We start from the raw sequence: 15,531 nt of genomic DNA, 5'->3' as shown, positions 1-15,531 counted from the left end.
CTCCTCAAGCGTGGCGGAACCACGGGCACATCCGGTGCCGGTGGCATGTCTGGCTTGAGGAGAAACGGTGTTTCGCTCTGGCTACACCTCTATAGACAGCGCGATGTGGCGATTGCCCACGGTTTTTTCATGTTTTTTTCATGCGACCGGTTCATCCGGGCATTGCGCGAGCCTCACCACAACACCAGCGCGCCGCCGGGCAAGCGCTGCACACGCAGCCTAGCCTGCGCGGCCACCGCATCGATGGCGGCCTCCCGTTGCTGCAGATGGAACAGGCCACTGACCCGTACGTCCGCGCCCTGCCCGCCCAGTACCCAGACCGGCGCACGACGGTAGCGCGCGAGATCGGCGATGGCCTGCGCGGCCGGCTGGTCGTCGATCACTACCTCGCCACGCCGCCACGGCGCCACGGCATCCGGATCGGCCTGCCGCAGCGGCTGCAGCCAGCGACCGTCACGGAACACACGTGCCTGCCCGGCATGCAGGCGCTGTACGCTGCCATCGCCGGGGCGCACATCGACCACGCCCTCGCTGACCTGGGTCACGACCGTGGTGTCCTGCATCGACACGCTGAAGGCGGTGCCGATGTCACGGATCTGGCCACCGCCGGCCTCGACCTGGAACGGTCGCTGTTCATGCACCACCTGGAACCAGGCCTGGCCGCGCAGCAGGCGCAGGTGGCGCCGCTGGCCATCGAACTCAACCGCCAATGCGGTGCCCGCATCGAGCACGGCGGTGCTGCCGTCCTCCAGCTGCACCACGCGCGGTGCATCGCTGCTGCGCAGGTCGCTGCGTGCCAGCAGCAGCGCGTGTGGCGCAGCGGCAACCATCAGCACCACCGCGGCTGCGCTGGCCAGCAGCCACGGCAGGCGACGACGCGGTGCGATCGGGCGCAGCCCTTGGCGATCAGCCGTCAGCCCGGGCAGCGCGGCCAGCACCTCCGGCCCGGCGGCATCCAAGCCTTGCCAGAAGGCCTGCTGCTGGCGCCAGGCCAGCGCATGGCAAGGGTCGGCCTGCAGCCAGCGCTGCAGGGTTCGTTGCTGGCGTTCCGGCAGCGGGCCTGCACTGCACCGGATCACCCAGCGCAACGCCTGCCTGGCCTGACGCGGCGAGGGTTCGGACGTGTTCATGGTTGTGGCCTGCCGCACCACGAACGGGTGCGCCTTCCTGTTGTGACAACGGCGGGCGCGATCTGCCCACGGCAATCGCAGCTCATCAATGGATTCCCTGCTGATGCTGCTGGATCAACAGCGCCGCGCGCAGCACATGCTTGCCGACCAGGCTCTTGGAAATACCCAGCCTGGCGGCGATCTCGCGCTCGCTCAGGCCCAGGTAGCGGTTGAGCACGAAGCACTCACGCACCTGGGCCGGCAGCGCGAGGATGGTCTGGGTGATCTCGCGCAGCTGCGCCTGGTCCAGCGCCTGCGCCTCGCCATCGCGGCTGGCCTCGGCCATGTCGAGGGCATACTCGGCCATCGCACGCCGCTCGCGGGCGTCGGACTGGCTGCGGTTGAGCGCGTGGTGGTAGGCCATCCGGTACAGATAGCCGCGCGGCTCGAGGATGGGCGGGTCGCCGGGCACGCTGCTGGCCTTCAGGTACAGGTTCTGCAGGGTGTCCTCGGTACTGGCCGGGTCGAGATAGCGCGCGATGAAGCGAGACAACGCACGGCGCTCGCGGATCAGCAGTTCGACCAGCGCCAGGGCATTGGGAGACATAGGTGCCAAGGCCGGACCGGGGAATGATGGGCGTGATGGCGACGGTCCGGACGTGGATTGTGGGCTGCGCGGCCGCAGGCGGCAAGCAGAGGCCCCGACGTCATCCACGCATGGTGTGGATGGAAGACCTAGGGTTCCTCCAGCGCCCCGAAGCGCTCGGCGAGGTAATCGATCAGCGCACGCACCGCGGGCAGCAAGCCACGTCGCGACGGGAACACCGCGTGCACGATGCCATGCTTTGGCACCCACTCCGGCAGTACCGGCACCAGCGCACCGCTGGCCAGTTCGTCGCTGATCATCATCCGCGGCAGCATCAGCAGACCCACCCCGGCCACCGCGGCGGTGCGCAGCGCGATCATGTCATCGCTGACCAGCCGCGGGCGATGGTGCACGCTGGCCAGCACATCGTCCGGCCCGGTGTATTCCCAGACATGCTGCTGGCTGGGCGATGCCAGATCGACGGTCGGCATCATCGCCAGATCGGCCGGCACCTGCGGCGTGCCCAGCCGCTTCAGCAGCGCCGGACTGGCACTGGTGCACCAGACCCGGCGCGCCAGCACGCGTACCACCAGGTCACTGTCCTCCAGCGGCGGCGGTCGCACGCGGATCGCCACGTCCACACCCTCACCCACCACGTCGACGCGCCGGTTGGTGGCATCCAGCTGCACCGTCACCTGCGGGTGCAGGGCGAGGAAATCGGCCAGCATCGTGCCGATGCGTGCATGCAGGATCGCGATCGGGCACGCGAGGCGGATCGTGCCGCGCGGCTCGGCGCGTGACATTGCAATGGCTTCTTCGGCCGCTTCGGCCTCGACCAGCATGGCCTTGCAATGGCGGTAGTAGTCCTGGCCGACCTCGGTGACCGAGAAGCGCCGGGTCGAACGCTGGATCAGGCGCACGCCCAACCGTTCCTCCAGCAGCGCGATGCGCCGGCTCAGTTTCGACTTCGGCATGGCCAGCGCACGACCGGCCTGCGAGAAGCCGCCATGCTCGACCACCATGGCGAAGTAGAACAGGTCGTTGAGGTCACAACGGCGGATATCTGCGATGAACACGGGGCGATCTCCTGCGGCCCATGGCCTGCGACCATTGTTCACCAGATAGGACTATGACGGCAAATATTGGCGTCTACCGGCCCCATTGTCGCGGCGATATCGTCTTCGCAACGAAGAACAGCGGCCGGCAGCCCCGGCCAGGAGATCGCCATGAAGCGTGTCACCGGTACCTACAGCGCCCCCCGCCCGCACTGGGTGGGCGATGGATTCCCCGCCCGCTCGATGTTTTCCTACAACACCCACGGCCAGCATCTGAGTCCGTTCCTGCTGCTGGACTATGCCGGGCCCTACACCTTCGCCCCCAGCGATACCCCGCGTGGCGTGGGCCAGCATCCGCATCGCGGTTTCGAGACCGTCACCATCGTCTATGAGGGCGAGGTGGCCCACCGCGATTCGACCGGGGCCGGCGGCACCATCGGCCCGGGTGACGTGCAGTGGATGACCGCGGCCTCCGGCATCCTCCACGAGGAGTTCCACACGCCGGAGTTCAGCAAGCGCGGCGGCACCCTGGACATGGTCCAGCTGTGGGTCAACCTGCCGGCACGCGACAAGATGGGCGCGCCGGGCTACCAGACCCTGCTCGACGCCGACATTCCCTCGTTGGATCTGCCTGAGGGCGCCGGCCGCGTGCGGGTCATCGCCGGCCGTTTCGACGGCCATGCCGGCCCGGCCCGCACCCACACGCCGATGGATGTCTGGGACATCCGCCTGCGGCAGGGGCACCACGCCGAACTGCCGGTGGCCGATGGCCGCACGCTGGCGCTGGTGGTGCTGAAGGGCACGGTGCGGATCAACGGTGGCCAGCCGGTCGGCGAGGCACAACTGGTCACCTTCGATCGCAGCGGCGAGGACGTGTTCGTCGACGCCGACAGTGACGCCACCCTGCTGCTGCTCAGCGGTGAGCCGATCGACGAGCCGGTGGTGGGCTATGGCCCGTTCGTGATGAACAGCCAGGCCGAGATCGCGCAGGCGGTCAACGACTTCAACAGCGGCCGCTTCGGCCAGATCGCGCACTGATCGTTTCAATGCGGCGGGCACCGGCCCGCCGCACCTTCCGGGCCACCGCCCACCTTCTCCAGGAGACTGACCATGAGTACCCCCGCCAACTTCAACGGTGCCCGCCCGGTGATCGATCCGGACAACGCTGCGATGCTGCTGATCGACCATCAGAGCGGCCTGTTCCAGACCATCGGTGACATGCCGTTCACCAGTGTGCGCGCCCACGCCACCGCGCTGGCGAAGATGGCCACGCTGGCAAAGATGCCGGTGATCACCACCGCCTCGGCTCCGCAGGGCCCGAATGGCCCCCTGATCCCGGAGATCCACGACGCCGCCCCGCATGCCCAGTACGTGGCGCGCAAGGGTGAGATCAACGCCTGGGACAACCCGGAATTCGTTGCCGCGGTGAAGGCCACCGGCCGCAGGCAGCTGATCATTGCCGGCACCATCACCAGCGTGTGCATGGCCTTCCCGTCGATCGCCGCCGTTGCCGATGGCTACCAGGTGTTCGCGGTCATCGACGCGTCGGGTACCTACTCGAAGATGGCCGAAGAGATCACCCTGGCCCGCGTGGTGCAGGCCGGCGTAGTGCCGATGGACACCGCCGCGGTGGCCTCGGAGATCCAGCGCACCTGGAACCGCGACGATGCACAGCAATGGGCCGAGGTCTACACGAAGATCTTCCCGAACTACCAGCTGCTGATCGAAAGCTACCTGAAGGCGCAGGACGTGCAGAAGAACCACGAACAACTGGATTCGCAGCGCAGCTGAGCTGCCCCGGTTGACAGCCGATCCTCGGCACTCCCCCGAACAGGAGATCCACCATGTCCAGTGAACCGATCCGCGACCCGGCCAGCGATCATCTGCTGACACCGCAGAATGCCGCCTTCATCATCATCGACTACCAGCCGGTGCAGGTGAACTCCATCGCCTCGATGGACCGCCAGCTGCTGGTCAACAACATCGTCGGCACCGCCAAAGCCGCCGTCGCCTACGGTTTGCCGATCGTGCATTCGACGGTGAACGTCAAGACCGGCCTGAACAAGCCGCCGATTCCGCAGCTGCGCAAGGTACTGGGTGACTACCCCACCTACGACCGCACCACCATCAATTCCTGGGAGGACGTCGAGTTCCGCAAGGCGGTGGAGGCCACCGGCCGCCGTAAGCTGATCATGACCGCGCTGTGGACCGAGGCGTGCCTGACTTTCCCGGCCCTGGATGCGTTGAAGGAAGGCTATGAGGTGTATGTGGTGGTCGACGCCGTCGGCGGCACCTCGCTGGCCGCGCACGATGCGGCACTGCGCCGCATCGAACAGGCCGGTGGCCAGCTGATCAGCGTGCCGCAGCTGTTCTGCGAGCTGCAGCGCGACTGGGCCCGGTCGGCAATGGTTCCGGATTTCATGAACCTTTTCATTGAAACCGGTGGTACGGCGGGCATCCAGTTCTCGTACGATCGTACCGAGTGATTGGGTGGTGGCGCCGGTCCTGGCTGGCGCCGCTTTTTGCAGCAGTCGAGCATGGCTCGACTCTACAGTGGGTTGGTTCGAGCATGGCTTGACGCTACCGACAGATGGAGAACGTGATGGCCTACGCACGCATTGTTTCAAGCGCCGACAACTACCTGCACCACATCAGCAATGGCAGCTTCGATGTGGACGCGGACGAGCCCACCTCGTTGGGTGGCCAGGGCAAGGGCTTCGCACCGTTCGACCTGTACCTGGCCTCGCTGGCAGCGTGCACCGCCATCACCCTGCGCATGTATGCGCAGCGCAAGGGCTGGGACCTGGGCGAGTTCCATGCCGAGCTGCGCTCGGAACGTGACGCGGATGGTCGCTTCCACGTGCACCGCGTACTGCATGCCAGCGCCGAGCTGAGCGATGCGCAGTGGCAGCGGTTGCTGGAGGTGGTGGAAAAGACCCCAGTGACCCTGGTGATGCGCGAAGGTGCACGCATCACCAGTGAGCGTGGGAGCGCAGCGTAACCCCATCCACGCGTGGCGTGGATCTGCTTCAGCGCCGTGAATGCAGCACGGTGCGCTGGCGCATCGCGTTGAATTCCTGCTCCACCTGCTGGATGTCTTCGGCCTGGAACCCGGCCGCGTCCAACAGCTGATCTGCGGCAGCCGCTGCCAGCGGATCATCGTCACGCTGGCGCCAGCAGCGCGCCGGCAGGAAATAGCCCACTTCGCTGCGCCCGCGCATGATCACCACCGGCCGGCCCGCATACAGCAGGAATTCGGCCAGGTGCTGGCGCAGGCCCTCGACGGAAACATAGGCCGGTCCAACACCCAGCATCTGGCTGGACGGTTCGGGACTCTCGAACAGCTTGCGACGGCTCATCCACTCCTCCTTTTGAACAACGCGTGGTCTCCTTTCCTTAGACGGGCGCATCGCTGCACCCCCGCCACGCACTACGTGATCCGCATCACGCCGCCACTCAGAAGCCGGTATTGAACTCCAGCTGGAACACGTCGATCGACAGCGGCGCGCCGGACACTTCCTTGGCCGCCATCCACTTGCCGCTGATCCAGCTGCGCGCGTCCAGCGCGTAGGCACCGCCCACGTAGTAGCCGCGGGCGTTGGTGCCGCCGAGGTGGAAGTTCGGATCGTTGTAGGCGTCGGGCAGCGCATCGGCCTCGATGTGCTTGTAGCCCAGCAACGCCTGCCACTGGCCCTTCTCCTTCAGCTCGGTGGCACCGAAGGTGGCCTGCACCATCCACGCCGTGGCACCGCTGCGGAAGGTATCGATGCTGGCGGTGCCGCCGGCGCCGTAGTTGTTGACGATGCCGTTGTTGGCGCGGCTGAACATGGCCTGCTTGTCGTAGGCCAGGTTGCGGATGTAGTCGCCGTCCAGGCGCAGGCCGATGCCCTGTGCCAGCTGCGTATCCCAGCGCAGGTTCAGCGTGGCCAGGCGGAAGGCAGAGGCCAGGGCGACGTACTGCGGGGTGGGCGTATTGGCCGGATCCAGCGGGTTGCGCGCGATGTCGCGGATCAGCATCAGGGTGTTGCCCTTCTGCATGAACGCCGGGCGCGACCAGTCGGTGTCGCAGCCAACCGCGCCCGCATACAGCGCGCACGGCGAGGACAGGCGGCCGCTGATGTTCTTGAAGTCGTAGTAGCCCAATGCAGCGCGCAACGCATTCTCGTTGTTGAAGCGCCAGTTCACGCCCACCTGGGCACCGGACAGCCACTTGTTCTCGTTCGGAGTCTTGACCGTGCTCTGGCTCGGCGAGCTGTCGGAGGTGTACTCCAGCGGCACCACCGCAAGGTTGCCGAACAGGTCGAGATCTCCCCCGTTGAAGTCGTATTTCAGGTTGGCGGCCAGGCCGTCGAAGTTCAGGTCATTGGAGAACAGCGTATCGCTGGTCCAGAACGGATTGCCGAAGCGGCCGCCACGCACCGTCACCCAGTCGGCCGGGCTGTAGGCCAGCCAGGCCTGGTCCAGCCACACGTCCTTCTTGCTCAGGCCGCCACCCAGCTGCTCGGTGGTCGACACCGGGCCATTGCTGCTGCCGCTGGCCAGGCGCACGCCGGCCGTGGTGTGCTGGCCGATGGTGGCCTCGATACCCAGGCGCGCGCGGATGCGCCACAGGTTGCGGCGGTCCTGGCGGGAGTTCAGCAGCGGCGGCAGCTGCAGGTTGGTGTTGGTGTTGGTGTCGAAGCCGTTGCCGGAATTGATCGACGACCAGTTGCTCACGATGTCGCTGTTGCGTTCGGAGAAGAAGCGCGACTCGCTGCGCACGCGCATGTCACCGGTGACCTTGATGCGCTTGGTCCACTCAGCCACTTCGTTCGGTGCCGCCCAGCCCTCGGACTTGGCCTGCGCCATCACATCCTGGCGCACTTCGTCACGAATGCCATCGCGCACGCTCTGCGGCACGTAGGGCACGCGCACGTCGCCGGCTTCCAGGGCCACGCCACCACTGGCGGCCGAAGGTACGGTGGTCGCGGTGCGCGATGCGGCCGCTGCTTCAGCCTCGGCCTGCACCAGCAATGCCTGGCCGTCTTCGGGCTTCAGCGCGCCACTGGCGATCAGGCCCTTGATCAGCTTGACCATGGTGGTTTCTGCGGCCATCGCACCGGCCGGGGCGGCCAGGCTGAGCAGCACAGCGCAGCACAGCAGCGCCCGTCGGGCCGGCCGCGGGCGGCGGGAGTCGGTTCGTGCGCGGACGTGGTCGTTCATCACGGTTCTCATCGAAAGAAGGGAAATCACGGAGGTCGGGAATCAGGCCCCGGGCCGGCGGCCCTGGATCAGCACGCGGGCGGGGAAATCGAGCGACGGCGGCGGTGCCTGGTCGACCTTGCCGATGCGTCGCAGCGCATCGAGCACGGCCGCGTCGGCCTCCTCGTTGCCACTGCCGCGCACCAGCTCGACCTTTTCCAGGCGGCCATCGTTGGACAGCCACACGTTCACCTGCAGCTGGAACGCCAGGCGCTTGACCTTGTCGTCGCGCGAGATCGCCTGCTGCATCAGATAGCCGAGGTAGCGCCCATAGGTGGCATTGCCGGCGCCGCCACGGCCGACGCCGGACGAACCGCCACCACTGCCGGACTGGATGCCGAAGTTGTCACCACCGGCCTGCGCATCGGCGTTCATCGTTACCGGGTCGGCGTTGTCCGGGGTCGGCGTCGGCTCTTCTGCCGGCGTCGGCTGATCCAGCGGATCCGGCTCGGGAATGGTCTCTTCCGGCGGCGTTTCCGGTTCCGGCGGCTTTTCCGGTGGCGGCGGGGGCGGCGGAGGGGGCGGTGGCAGCGCCAGCATCGGCGGCTGCACCACCGGCCGGCGGGTGCTGGCGGTGTCCTTGAACAGCATCCACCACACGGCGATGCCGAGCACCAGCAACGCGGCCAGCACCAGCGCGACGGTCACCAGCAACGGGCGACCGCGCATGCCGGGCTCCGGCCGAGGGGGTTGATGGGCCGTCATGCCTCAGCCCTGCGCCTTGCCGGTAACCAGGCCGACCTGGGCCAGCTCCAGCCGCCGCAGCAGGTCCAGCACCTCGACCACGCGGGCGTACTGCACCTGCGCATCACCGCGCACGATCACCGGGAAATCCGGCGTGGTCGCGCGCTCGGTGCGCAGGCGGTCTTCCAGCTCGGCCATCGTCACCGGGTAGGCATCCAGGAACACCTGGCCACTGGGGTCGATGGTGATCGCCTTGGTCTTCGGCTTCTCCAGCGCGACGCTGTTGCTGGCCTTCGGCAGGTTGACCTCGATGCCGGGTATGGAGGCGTTGCTGGTCAGGATGAAGATCACCAGCACCACCAGCAGCACATCGACGAAAGGCGTCACGTTGATGCCCTTCTCGCGCTTCTTGATGCCGAACTTCGCCTTCTGGCCCATGGCGCGCCCCTCAGCCCTGGACCGCGGCCGGGCCGCGCCCGTCCTGCTCTTCGGCCAGGCGTGCGGCGAACTCGTCGATGAACACCGCCATGTCCGCGCCGATCGCCTCGGCACGCGCGCCCAGGTAGTTGTAGCCGAACAGCGCCGGGATCGCGACACCAAGGCCGGCGGCGGTACACAGCAGCGCCGCGGCCATCCCCGGTGCCACCGAATTGATGTCCACCGCGCCGGCCATCGCCGCCACCACGAACACCAGCATGATGCCGATCACGGTACCGAACAGGCCCACGTATGGCGCGCCTTCGATGGTGGTCGACAGCCAGTTCATGCGCCGCGCCATCGCCTCCTGCTCGCGCACCATCACCGCGTCCATCGAGGCGCGGATCGCCGCAATGGTGGCGCCACTGAGGTAACCACTGCTGCCGTCGCGCTGGTGGCGCTGCTGCATTTCATCGATGGCCACCTGGTAGATGCGCCACAGCGAACCGTCATGCATCGCGGTCGGTGCCTTGCCCTGGCGGTCCATGTCGGACAGGGTGCGCAGCGGCACGCCGGACAGCTTGCCGAAGCTCTCGGTGAACACCGCATTGGCCTTGCTGGTACGACCGAAGTGGCGCCCCTTGGCAATCATGATCGCCCACGACAGCAGCATCATCAGGCCGAGGATGGCAACCACCACCCAGGCATCGAACGGCATTGCCTTGAGGATGAAGGCGAAGTGGCTCTGCCCGGCCGACTGCTCGTCGGCGCCGTAGCTGATCAGGCGCGAATCGGCGCCCTGCGCGGTGGCGTCGGCGAGCAGCAGTGCCGCCGGGCGTGCCACGCGCGAGATGCGCAGTTCATCCAGCGCACCTTCGAAATTGGCCAGCGGCTGCACCGCGCCCGGCGCATCGGCGCCCACCACCGGCGCGGTGGTCAGCGCCGGCAGCTCGCCGCTCAGCTGGGCGACCACGCGCCCATTGAGGTACAGCTGCAGAGCGCCCTTCTCCGCAGTCAGCGCAACGTGGGCCCACTGCCCTTCCGGAATCGGCTGCGCCGGCGTGCTGCGCTGGCCATTGAGCTGCACGAACGGCACACGGTTCTCGATGCCCAGCACCAGCTCGGACGCGCCGTCGCGACGCGCGTAGACCGCCTGAGCCGCATTGTTGCTGCCCGGCTTGATCCAGGCCGAAACGGTGAGCGGCGCGCCCCCCTCCTGTGCGAGCGATGCGCTGGCCGGCAGCGGCAGCGGGCCTGCGCCCAGCTGAACGCCGCGGCCGATCACCGAGCCTTCGGACGGCGGCGCCACGGCACCGGCGTTGTTGCCATAGGCGGTGGTGTCGCGTGCCGGCGCGTTGGCCTCGGCAAAGTGGTAGACCAGCGTGTAGTCCGGGTCGAACACCTGCTGGCCATTGCCGCTGGCCGGGGCCTTCTCGTTGCCGTAGTACATCCAGATCGTCTGCGGTGCGGCGGAGCTGACTGCCGGCACGTCCACCCAGACCAGGGCCAGCCCCAGCTTGGGATCGAACTGTTCGATCTGGTGGGCCAGCACGGTACGCCCATCACCCGAGACAAAGCGCAGGTCGTTGCCCGCGTCCTGGGTGCCGTCAAAACCGAAGTTGCCGGTATGCAGGCGCAGCAGCAGCGGCGTGCGCCCCGGGTCACCGGCAAGGCCCGCGCCCTGCGGGCCGGCGTCGACGGTGATCGGCTTGCGGTACTTCCATTCGGCCTGCCACCAATTGGCATCGGCCGCAGCAGCAGGCAACGCAACCAGCGCGGCCAGCAGCAGCAACACTCGGGAAAGCAAACGGTCCATGCGAAGGGTCTCCGGAGAACGCATGTTCAAGGGAAGGGTCAGTAACTGGTGCTGATGTTGAAATGCAGGCGCGGATCGTCCTTGCGCGTGACCGGGCCATCGGCGTAGGGCCAGGCATAGTCCAGGCGCAGTTGCAGGTGTTCGCCCAGGCGCAGCTGTGCGCCCAGGCCGACCGAGGCCAGGTTGTACTTGTCACGCTGTTCGGGCAGCGGCTGGCGCAGACGCAGGTAGGCCGCGTCGGCAAAGCTGTAGACGCGCAGATCGGTACCGCTCCACAGCGACCATGCCGGGGTACGCCATTCCAGGCTGGCCAGGCCGCCGTAATCACCGATCGCTTCGGCCGACAGGTAGCCACGCACGGTGTACATGCCACCGGCGGCGAACTGCTCGGCCGACACCAGCGGCGCATCGGTCACCTGCAACGACCCGCGTGCATACCACTGCCAGTCGCTGCCGAAGGTATGCGTGTTGGCGACGTCCGCCTTGAACGCGACGAAGCTGGGGTCCGCCCAGTAGCGCTTCTGCCCGAACCCGATGGCATCGCTGCCATAGCCGAACAGGCGGCGGGTACCGGCCACCAGCTGGGTGTTGATGCTCAACTGATCCTGCTCGCCCTGGCGCACGCCGACAAACCCCAAGGTGATCGGCGCGTACTTCAGCGGTGTCTTCAGGCTGTCCTTGCCCATCTGCGTGTCTTCCTCGGTGTCCTTGAAATCCACACCGAGGCTGAGCTGGCGCCACCACTGGCTGCTGCCGGCAAGGCGGTAGTTGAGCTTGAGGCCGATCGAATGGCCGTTACCGATCACATTGGTACCGGTGCCGGTACCGACCTGCCCGCCGGCATTCAACACGCGGCTGTCGGACGTGTAGCCGGACGCTTCCAGGCTCCACGGCGTGCCTTCGAACGGCATCGTGTACGAGGCCGAGAACACCTTGGCCTGCTTTGTATCTTCCGGCGCAAGGTACACGCTGAGGGTGGCGCTGTGCCCGCGCTTCCACAGGTTGTCGTAGGCCAGCGATGCACTCAGGCGCAGCTTCTCGGTGTCGGCGCTGTGGTCGTTGTTGAGTGACGCACTGGCACGCCACGGCGACTTCTCTTCGACCTGCAGGTCCACATCCATCGTGCCCGGCACCTGGCCCTCGCGCACCAGCGGCATCACCTGGCGGCGCCCGCCCTCGTTCAGCGCAGTCAGTTCCTTCTGCGCCTGGTCGAAGTCCGGCACCTTGCCTTCCGCCAGCGCCGGCACGCGTTCGCGGATGCGCTCGGGCGATTCGTGCTTCGTCCCCACAACCCGCAGCTGGCCGATCGGCGTCTGCTGCACTTTCAGCAGCACCACGCCGCCACTGACCTGCTGCTCAGGCAGCTCCACGTAGACCGACTGGTAGCCCGCCTGCTGGTACAGCGCATTGACAGCGTCGCGTGCCTTCTCGACATCGGCCAGAGTCTTTGCCGGGCCGAGGAACGGCTCCACCGCGCGCTCGATCTGGCGCGGATCGAGCACGGTGTTGCCGCGCACGATGTATTCATTGATGTTCACGCTGGGGGCAGGCGCCGCCTCCTGCGCTAACAATGGCAGCGGGATCGCCGCCAGGGCCAGCACCAGTGGATGCAGGCGCAAGGGAAGACGGACGGCTCGGCACGGAACAGGATTCATCGAAGGCATCGCGTCGTATCGAAGGGAGTGGCCAGGGAGCGGCGCGTGGGTCTACCAACAGGACGTGTACGTCGCGTCAAAGCCGCCAACAGTTTTGTGACAGCACTGTCATCTTTTGAAAGCGCCAGAACGCTCGCTGGCGGACCCCGCCTTCGCCACACGTCTTCATTGCAGAACGTCGATTGCTGCGGGAGATCCGAGATGCGTGAACCGTTGATGGCGGGCCTGCGCGCTGCCCTCACCCTTGCGCTGCTGCTGGTGTTGCCCCCGGTGCGCGCTGACGAGACGAAGAAGCAGGAAGACGCCGCGCCCTGCATCGAAGTACAGGTCAATGGCGAGCGCATTCCGGCGTGGGACTGCCTGCAGCGCAAACTTGCGCCGGCATCGAAAGCGGCGAAATCACCGGCGCTACCCGAGGCCGAACGGCTGATGCGGCAGCCCGGCAACCAGCTGATGCAGTACAACCTGGAAGGCACACGACAGCGCATGGGCGATGCCTTTGGTCGTTCGGTGGTACCGCAGCGTCCGGCCCGCTGAGCCCATGCCTCTGTAGAGCCGAGCCCACGCTCGGCTGCTCCTGCACACCTTTCAACAGCCATGCAAAGGCAGCCGAGCGCGGGCTCGGCTCTACAGAGCGCCGCCCTGCCGAGCGGCCGGCACGATGCCATCGCCTGGCAACGGCGGCAGCTCAGGCACCGGCAGGCTGCGCGATTGCCCGGCCTGGTTCAATTCGACCGCGCTGGCACTGATGCTGGTCAGCACCGTGCAGGGTCCGAGTCGTTGGCCGGGCGCATACGCTTCCGCCGGGCGTCCATCTACCGAAAGCAGGGCCAAAGGCGCGTGGTCACCGGCCAGCACGCCCAGCACCACCACCTCGGTCTGCACCGCACCGGGGGACAGCAACCGCACCAGCGGCAGGCTGGCCACCGCATCGAACATCGGCCGTATCGGCACCTCGGCTTTCGCTTCGCTGGCTGTAGCCGCTGGCGCCACCGCAGACAGGGTGACGCTCCAATAGGCCACCACGGCCAGCAGCAGCGTCGCCGCCAGCAGGGTCAACATTCGATTGCGATCCCAGCGCCTGCCATCCATGTTCCACACCATCGCCACGTTCGTGTCCGCCTACGCTAGCAGCTGCGGCTGACGCTTTTGTTTCATCATGCCGGCCTACGCTGGCAGGTATCGACCCGGACAGGAGGCAACGTCGATGCAGCGCGTGCCGCGTGGCTTCACCCTGCTGGAACTGATGGTGGTGCTGGTGATCATCGGCATCTGCACGGCCGGGATCGGGCTGGGCCTGGGCAGCCTGCTCGACCCGGGCCGGCAGCTCCGACAGGAAGCCGAGCGGTTGGCGCAGCGCCTGCAGGTGGCGCGCGATGAGGCGCGCATCGATGGCCGCCCGCTGCGTTGGCAGGCCGACGCCAACGGCTATCGTTTCAGCCGCCGCGAAGGCAGCCGCTGGGTGACCGTTGAACGCGATGATCTGCTGCGCCCGCAGAGGTGGCAGGCGACGGGCATCGCGGTGCAGCCCGCCAACCCCATTGAGCTGAGCCCGGAGTGGATCGGTATCGCCTGGGAGCTTGGACTGTCGCTGGACGGCCGCAGACTGCGTCTTCGTGATGATGGCAGCGGTCAGTTGCAGGTCGTGCAATGAAACAGGCGGCGCGCGGATTCACCCTCATCGAAGTGCTGATTGCATTGGCGATCGTATCGATTGCGCTGGCAGCGGTGATGCGCTCGGTGGCAGTGGCGACCGACGATCAGTCACGGCTGCGGGATCGCCGCCTGGCACTGATGTGCGCGCAGGATCGCTGGCAGGAACTGCGCCTGAGCGGACAGGAACCGCGGGATGCCCGGCAGCGCTGCGTGCAGGGGCGCGGCAGCTTCCTGGTGCTTCAGCATCTGGGCAGGGGTAGCGACGGCCAGCCGCAGCTGGAACTGAGTGTGGTTGCCGAGGATGCTCCGCGGCAGTCGCTGGCGCGAATGCAGTTGCCGTGGACGGCGGCGCAATGAACCGTTCCGTGCGCGGTTTCACCCTGATCGAGGTGATGATTGCGATCACCATCATGGGTGTACTGGCACTGATCTGCTGGCGGGCGCTCGACAGCGTGGCCAGCAGCGACCAGCGACTGCGCCAGGCCGATGCAGAGACCACGACGGCGCTGCGCGTGCTACAGCAGTTCCAGCGCGACATCGAGATGCGTGCGGACGATGCGCTGATGAATGGCGCGGTGCGCCCGGCCGACCAACGGCAGCGGCTGCTGCCTCCTTCGCTGGTGAGCGAGCGGCATCCGGATGGGAGCTTCGCGCTGGAAGTCACCCGCAGTGTCGGCAGCGATGGGCTGCACTGGCAACGTGTGCGCTGGTGGCGGCAAGGCAATACGCTGTGGCGGGCCAGTGGTGCGGCCACGGACCGGTATCCGCTGCCGGCGCCGGATCTGTCGAAGGGAATCGCGGTTGCGCGCGATGTGCAGCGGTTCGAGGTGCGGGCGTGGCAGCCGGGTGCCGGGTGGGCGATGTTGCCCAGCGACGACGAAGTGCTGCCGGCCACCGGGCTGGAACTGCGGTTGGGCCTGCGCGATGGGCGTGGGCCGTTGAGTTACCGGCGGGTGCTGGATCTGTAGGCTTCGTTCGTGGCCCCGCATCCACGCATGGCGTGGATCTACTGCCGAGCGGGTCCTGCTGCCACGCCTGCTCTGGTGGGTGCCGACCTTGGTCGGCACTGAAGCTGGCCAAGCCATCGACGCATGCCGTGGATCTACCGACCAAGGTCGGAATCCACCGTGACACATGCGCGCGTCCCTCCTGCCGCCGGGTGCTCTCCCGCACCCGGCGGCGCCGTGTCGGTGGTCCTCACCGCTGATGGCCGCTCCCTGCCCTCGGTGCCGTCCTGGCTGGGGCCGCCACCGTTCCGTGGCGGCTGGCCCGATTCTGTTCGTTCTTTCGGATCCGTCGCATCCATGCATGG

General features: G+C 67.2%; 18 protein-coding genes. 8 read left to right on the top strand and 10 right to left on the bottom strand.

The genetic code is table 11. The features are described from left to right. Positions 1 to 173 precede the first annotated feature (173 nt). The 3 genes from R1H25_RS08430 to R1H25_RS08420 all read right to left on the bottom strand — a co-directional run bounded on the left by R1H25_RS08430 (position 174) and on the right by R1H25_RS08420 (position 2,771). Complete coding sequence (locus R1H25_RS08430) at positions 174 to 1,130, bottom strand: FecR domain-containing protein (protein WP_317223336.1); 957 nt, start codon at positions 1,128 to 1,130, stop codon at positions 174 to 176. An 85-nt stretch (positions 1,131 to 1,215) separates the two neighbouring features. Continuing rightward, positions 1,216 to 1,716: an RNA polymerase sigma factor gene (locus R1H25_RS08425; RefSeq protein WP_317223335.1), complete on the bottom strand. Its 501-nt coding sequence runs from the start codon at positions 1,714 to 1,716 to the stop codon at positions 1,216 to 1,218. A 128-nt stretch (positions 1,717 to 1,844) separates the two neighbouring features. After that, positions 1,845 to 2,771 carry a LysR family transcriptional regulator gene (locus tag R1H25_RS08420; protein ID WP_317223334.1) on the bottom strand — a complete coding sequence of 309 codons (927 nt, stop codon included), beginning with the start codon at positions 2,769 to 2,771 and terminating at the stop codon, positions 1,845 to 1,847. Between the two features lie 150 nt (positions 2,772 to 2,921). On the opposite strand from R1H25_RS08420, the gene R1H25_RS08415 reads away from it, so the two are divergent. From R1H25_RS08415 to R1H25_RS08400, 4 genes are all read left to right on the top strand, one after another. Further along, positions 2,922 to 3,788: a pirin family protein gene (locus R1H25_RS08415; protein ID WP_317223333.1), complete on the top strand. Its 867-nt coding sequence runs from the start codon at positions 2,922 to 2,924 to the stop codon at positions 3,786 to 3,788. Positions 3,789 to 3,860: 72 nt separating this feature from the next. Beyond that, complete coding sequence (locus tag R1H25_RS08410; RefSeq protein WP_317223332.1) at positions 3,861 to 4,541, top strand: hydrolase; 681 nt, start codon at positions 3,861 to 3,863, stop codon at positions 4,539 to 4,541. A gap of 53 nt (positions 4,542 to 4,594) precedes the next feature. Further along, entirely contained in the window at positions 4,595 to 5,236 is a 642-nt protein-coding gene (locus R1H25_RS08405; protein ID WP_317223331.1) for a hydrolase, read from the top strand. Between the two features lie 116 nt (positions 5,237 to 5,352). After that, the gene (locus R1H25_RS08400; RefSeq protein WP_049448031.1) at positions 5,353 to 5,751 is read left to right on the top strand and encodes an OsmC family protein; all 399 of its coding nucleotides are present in this window, start codon (positions 5,353 to 5,355) and stop codon (positions 5,749 to 5,751) included. Positions 5,752 to 5,779: 28 nt separating this feature from the next. Here R1H25_RS08400 and R1H25_RS08395 read toward each other — a convergent pair whose 3' ends face one another. From R1H25_RS08395 to R1H25_RS08370, 6 genes are all read right to left on the bottom strand, one after another. Next, complete coding sequence (locus R1H25_RS08395; RefSeq protein WP_005409871.1) at positions 5,780 to 6,109, bottom strand: hypothetical protein; 330 nt, start codon at positions 6,107 to 6,109, stop codon at positions 5,780 to 5,782. Between the two features lie 97 nt (positions 6,110 to 6,206). Continuing rightward, on the bottom strand, positions 6,207 to 7,952 hold the full coding sequence (locus R1H25_RS08390) for a putative porin (protein ID WP_317223330.1): 1,746 nt from the start codon (positions 7,950 to 7,952) through the stop codon (positions 6,207 to 6,209). Between the two features lie 42 nt (positions 7,953 to 7,994). Then, positions 7,995 to 8,660, bottom strand: coding sequence for a cell envelope integrity protein TolA (locus R1H25_RS08385; RefSeq protein ID WP_317223329.1), 666 nt, complete (start codon positions 8,658 to 8,660; stop codon positions 7,995 to 7,997). A gap of 39 nt (positions 8,661 to 8,699) precedes the next feature. Next, the gene (locus R1H25_RS08380; protein WP_005409874.1) at positions 8,700 to 9,113 is read right to left on the bottom strand and encodes a biopolymer transporter ExbD; all 414 of its coding nucleotides are present in this window, start codon (positions 9,111 to 9,113) and stop codon (positions 8,700 to 8,702) included. Positions 9,114 to 9,123: 10 nt separating this feature from the next. Next, positions 9,124 to 10,908, bottom strand: a complete 1,785-nt coding sequence (locus R1H25_RS08375; RefSeq protein WP_317223328.1) for a DUF2341 domain-containing protein — start codon at positions 10,906 to 10,908, stop codon at positions 9,124 to 9,126. Between the two features lie 38 nt (positions 10,909 to 10,946). Next, positions 10,947 to 12,563, bottom strand: coding sequence for a ShlB/FhaC/HecB family hemolysin secretion/activation protein (locus R1H25_RS08370; protein ID WP_317223327.1), 1,617 nt, complete (start codon positions 12,561 to 12,563; stop codon positions 10,947 to 10,949). Positions 12,564 to 12,764: 201 nt separating this feature from the next. Between R1H25_RS08370 and R1H25_RS08365 the strand changes: the two genes are divergently transcribed. After that, entirely contained in the window at positions 12,765 to 13,100 is a 336-nt protein-coding gene (locus R1H25_RS08365) for a hypothetical protein (RefSeq protein ID WP_317223326.1), read from the top strand. Between the two features lie 90 nt (positions 13,101 to 13,190). Here R1H25_RS08365 and R1H25_RS08360 read toward each other — a convergent pair whose 3' ends face one another. Next, entirely contained in the window at positions 13,191 to 13,667 is a 477-nt protein-coding gene (locus tag R1H25_RS08360) for a hypothetical protein (protein ID WP_317223325.1), read from the bottom strand. Positions 13,668 to 13,770: 103 nt separating this feature from the next. On the opposite strand from R1H25_RS08360, the gene gspH reads away from it, so the two are divergent. From gspH to R1H25_RS08345, 3 genes are read left to right on the top strand one after another with little or no spacing between them, the layout of a single operon-like run. Next, the gene (gspH, locus tag R1H25_RS08355) at positions 13,771 to 14,217 is read left to right on the top strand and encodes a type II secretion system minor pseudopilin GspH (protein WP_057500750.1); all 447 of its coding nucleotides are present in this window, start codon (positions 13,771 to 13,773) and stop codon (positions 14,215 to 14,217) included. Next, complete coding sequence (gspI, locus tag R1H25_RS08350) at positions 14,214 to 14,576, top strand: type II secretion system minor pseudopilin GspI (RefSeq protein ID WP_317223324.1); 363 nt, start codon at positions 14,214 to 14,216, stop codon at positions 14,574 to 14,576. Before gspH ends, gspI begins: the two co-directional genes overlap by 4 nt. Then, positions 14,573 to 15,187, top strand: a complete 615-nt coding sequence (locus tag R1H25_RS08345) for a prepilin-type N-terminal cleavage/methylation domain-containing protein (RefSeq protein WP_317223323.1) — start codon at positions 14,573 to 14,575, stop codon at positions 15,185 to 15,187. The genes gspI and R1H25_RS08345 overlap by 4 nt, the downstream gene beginning before the upstream one ends. Positions 15,188 to 15,531 lie beyond the last annotated feature (344 nt).

Origin of the sequence: Stenotrophomonas veracruzanensis, from assembly GCF_032911525.1 — a bacterium.
In the GTDB taxonomy this organism is placed as follows: domain Bacteria; phylum Pseudomonadota; class Gammaproteobacteria; order Xanthomonadales; family Xanthomonadaceae; genus Stenotrophomonas; species Stenotrophomonas africana.
This window is presented reverse-complemented; position numbering and strand designations above follow the sequence as displayed.

Bases quoted from the DNA above. Each gene is read 5' to 3' on its own strand.
- R1H25_RS08375 (WP_317223328.1), bottom strand. From the start codon at position 10,908: ATGGACCGTTTGCTTTCCCGAGTGTTGCTGCTGCTGGCCGCGCTGGTT.
- R1H25_RS08415 (WP_317223333.1), top strand. From the start codon at position 2,922: ATGAAGCGTGTCACCGGTACCTACAGCGCCCCCCGCCCGCACTGGGTG.
- R1H25_RS08425 (WP_317223335.1), bottom strand. From the start codon at position 1,716: ATGTCTCCCAATGCCCTGGCGCTGGTCGAACTGCTGATCCGCGAGCGC.
- R1H25_RS08385 (WP_317223329.1), bottom strand. From the start codon at position 8,660: ATGCGCGGTCGCCCGTTGCTGGTGACCGTCGCGCTGGTGCTGGCCGCG.
- R1H25_RS08360 (WP_317223325.1), bottom strand. From the start codon at position 13,667: ATGGTGTGGAACATGGATGGCAGGCGCTGGGATCGCAATCGAATGTTG.
- R1H25_RS08395 (WP_005409871.1), bottom strand. From the start codon at position 6,109: ATGAGCCGTCGCAAGCTGTTCGAGAGTCCCGAACCGTCCAGCCAGATG.
- R1H25_RS08405 (WP_317223331.1), top strand. From the start codon at position 4,595: ATGTCCAGTGAACCGATCCGCGACCCGGCCAGCGATCATCTGCTGACA.
- R1H25_RS08380 (WP_005409874.1), bottom strand. From the start codon at position 9,113: ATGGGCCAGAAGGCGAAGTTCGGCATCAAGAAGCGCGAGAAGGGCATC.
- R1H25_RS08400 (WP_049448031.1), top strand. From the start codon at position 5,353: ATGGCCTACGCACGCATTGTTTCAAGCGCCGACAACTACCTGCACCAC.
- R1H25_RS08430 (WP_317223336.1), bottom strand. From the start codon at position 1,130: ATGAACACGTCCGAACCCTCGCCGCGTCAGGCCAGGCAGGCGTTGCGC.
- gspI (WP_317223324.1), top strand. From the start codon at position 14,214: ATGAAACAGGCGGCGCGCGGATTCACCCTCATCGAAGTGCTGATTGCA.
- R1H25_RS08365 (WP_317223326.1), top strand. From the start codon at position 12,765: ATGCGTGAACCGTTGATGGCGGGCCTGCGCGCTGCCCTCACCCTTGCG.
- gspH (WP_057500750.1), top strand. From the start codon at position 13,771: ATGCAGCGCGTGCCGCGTGGCTTCACCCTGCTGGAACTGATGGTGGTG.
- R1H25_RS08390 (WP_317223330.1), bottom strand. From the start codon at position 7,952: ATGAACGACCACGTCCGCGCACGAACCGACTCCCGCCGCCCGCGGCCG.
- R1H25_RS08370 (WP_317223327.1), bottom strand. From the start codon at position 12,563: ATGAATCCTGTTCCGTGCCGAGCCGTCCGTCTTCCCTTGCGCCTGCAT.
- R1H25_RS08345 (WP_317223323.1), top strand. From the start codon at position 14,573: ATGAACCGTTCCGTGCGCGGTTTCACCCTGATCGAGGTGATGATTGCG.
- R1H25_RS08410 (WP_317223332.1), top strand. From the start codon at position 3,861: ATGAGTACCCCCGCCAACTTCAACGGTGCCCGCCCGGTGATCGATCCG.